3 protein-coding genes are annotated in these 2607 nt (G+C 74.7%); 2 read left to right on the forward strand and 1 reads right to left on the reverse strand.

Going from position 1 to position 2607, the window contains the following annotated elements; genetic code table 11:
• Positions 1-515: hypothetical protein (locus OZN99_RS29370; RefSeq protein ID WP_270938759.1), on the forward strand; the 515-nt coding region annotated here is incomplete at its 5' end.
• On the forward strand, positions 512-1669 hold the full coding sequence (locus OZN99_RS29375; protein ID WP_270938760.1) for a hypothetical protein: 1158 nt from the start codon (positions 512-514) through the stop codon (positions 1667-1669). The genes OZN99_RS29370 and OZN99_RS29375, both read left to right, overlap by 4 nt.
• On the opposite strand, the gene OZN99_RS29380 is transcribed toward OZN99_RS29375, so the two are convergent.
• On the reverse strand, positions 1655-2607 hold a 953-nt coding region (locus tag OZN99_RS29380), incomplete at its 5' end, for a glycosyltransferase family 4 protein (protein WP_270938761.1). The two genes, OZN99_RS29375 and OZN99_RS29380, sit on opposite strands and share 15 nt — an antisense overlap.

Here is a 2607-nt window from a genome sequence, read left to right on the forward strand (position 1 = left end):
GCGAGGAGCGGCTGCGGCTCGATCCGCTGCGCTTCATTCCCGCGGATCGCCTGGCCAGCGCGCGCGGCGGCGCGCCGCAGCCGGAAGCCGGGCCGGTCGCGCTGGATGCCGGCGATCCCGACTTCGCCGGCTTCGGCTGGTGGCAGCCGGAGCGGACCGAAGGCGGGTCGCTGCGCTGGTCCGGCGCGGCGCGCTGCGCCAGCCTGCTGCTGCCGGCGCTGGGCGGCGGAGAGCTGCTGCTGACCGTCTCCGTCCGCGCGCCCTTCGGCCTGCCGCTCGACATCGCGCAGCACGACCTGTTCGTGGATGGCGTGCCGCTGGCCTTCTCCACCGTGTCGAACGACGGCGTGGTCGGCGTGTTCGAGGCGCGCGCGAGCCTGCCCGAGATGCCGGCCGGCGCGCGGCTCGCGCTGCTGCTGCACGGCCCGCAGCACGAGGACCCCGCGACCGGCCCGCTGCGCGATACCCGGCGTATCGGACTCGGGCTGATCTGGGCGCGGCTGGAGCGCGCGTGAACCGACGCATCGTCCTGACCGGCGATGTGCTGCGCCCGCAGGAGGAGGCGTTCCGGCCGGCGCAGACCGGCAACATCCTCTGGCTGCACCGCCTGCTGCGCCGCCCGATCGCCGCGGCGAGCGGTCTGGAGGTGCAGGCGCTGGCCTGGGCGCCGCCGCCCGGCTCCGGCGCTGCGGCCTTCGACACGCCGGGCCTCTACGCCGCCGCGGGCGAGACGCGCGACATCGAAGGCTGGGTGCGGCTGTTCGACGCGCCGCACCTGCCGCGCGAGGCCGCCGCGGTCTTCGCCGCCGCAGTCGCCGGCGCGGCCGCGGTGGTCGGATTCGAGCTGGCCGAGGTGCAGAAGCGCCTGCTGACCCGGCTCGGCATCGCCTGGATCGACCTCAACATCCATCCCTGCCGCTTCGGGCCCGACCTGCTCTTCGCGGTGCAGACCAACCACCCCGAGGTGCTGGCCGCGCTGGCCGCGCATCATGCCGAGGACCACGTCTTCGAACCCTGGGCTGACCTGCTCGCCGCGACGGCTGTGAAGATCCCGGTGCATCCGCCGGTCGAGGAAGCGGTCATGGTGGTCGGCCAGACGCGGGTGGACCGGTCGCTCGTGTCCGGCGGGCGTCTGGTGGACCTGCGCGACCTGGCCGCCCCCTTCCATGCCGCGATCGGGCGGGAGGGGCGCGTGCTGTTCAAGCCGCATCCCTACAATGCGGACGGCTTCGGCCTGCACGAAACCGGCCTGCCGCTGCGCCGCATCCGGGAGGCCGGCGACAACGCCTATGTGCTGATGGCGCAGGACAGCATCCGCCGCGTCGTCGGCGTCTCCTCCTCCCTGGTGGCGGAAGCGCGCTTCTTCGGCAAGGAGGGCGTGTTCCTCGGCACCCCGCCCTTCCGCATCGCGCCGACGCGCGACGCGCTCGCGCCCGGGATGCATGCGAGCGTGGTGGATGCCTGGCTCTCGGCGGATTTCTGGCGCGACGTGCTGGCGCCGGTGCTGGACGTCACGCTGCGCGACGGGCACCGGCCCACGCTGGGACCGAACGCGCTGCGCGGCTCGCTGCGGCAGTACTGGGGGTGGGAGGAGATCGCCTTCCAACTGCCCGTCGAGCTCTCGCTGGCGCGCGGGGCGGAGCGGGCGGCCCGGCTACTCGGGCCGTAGCACCTTCAGCACCTGCTCCGCCGCCGCGACGATGGCGGCGCTGCCGTGGTTGCGCTCCACGTGCCGGCGGGCGGCGCGACCCATCTGCTGGCGCAGCGTGTCGTCGGCCAGCAGCAGCTCCACCGCATGCGGCAGCCCGGGCGGGGAGACGAGCAGGCCCGCGCCCGCCGGGATGCCGCCGGTGATGGCGGCCCGGAACGCCACGATGGGCAGGCCGCAGGCCATTGCTGCCACCACCTCGCGCGGCAGCGCCTCCGCTGTCGCGGTGTGCAGCAACAGACGCGAGCGGCGCAGCACGCCGTGCAGCTCGGTCGGCGGCAGTTCGCCGAACAGCGTGACCCTCGGCAGCGACCCGGCCGCGTGCCGCATCGCGTCGAGACCCGCGCCGCCGCCGATCAGCGCGATGCGGCGGCGTGCGGCGAAGGGCAGCAGCGCGGCCTGGTTGTTCCGCGGATCGTCGAAGCTGCCCACGTTGACCATGTCGAAATCCGCCTGCTGCGGCTGGCCGTCCCCGGCCAGGCCGAGATCCACGAACTTCGGCAGCACGATGGCGTGGCCTCGGCCGAGGTGGTCGCCGAAATGGCGGGCGAGCTGGTCGCGATGCTCGCCGAGCACCACCGATGCCCCCGGCACCAGCAGGTCCGTCATCGTGCCGCCCGAGACGATCAGCCCGTGGCGCGTGCCCTCCGCCAGGGCGGTGTGGACATGGACGTTCAGGCGGCGGCCGAGGCCCTTGTAGAGCGCGACATCAGGCGCGAAGGCCGCCACCTCGTCGCGCAGCGCCGCGGAGACGCGGCGCTGCGGCGGCGCCGCGGGCGCGTCAGCGGGGCAGAAGCCCACCGGCACGCCGCGGATCTCCCGGCGCTCGGCCGCCATGCCGCCATGCAGGCACCAGATGCGCGCCTCCACCCCCGTCGCGCGCAGCGCGGCGCAGAACT

It is taken from the genome of Falsiroseomonas oryzae (assembly GCF_027856955.1).
Taxonomy (GTDB): Bacteria; Pseudomonadota; Alphaproteobacteria; order Acetobacterales; family Acetobacteraceae; genus Falsiroseomonas; species Falsiroseomonas oryzae.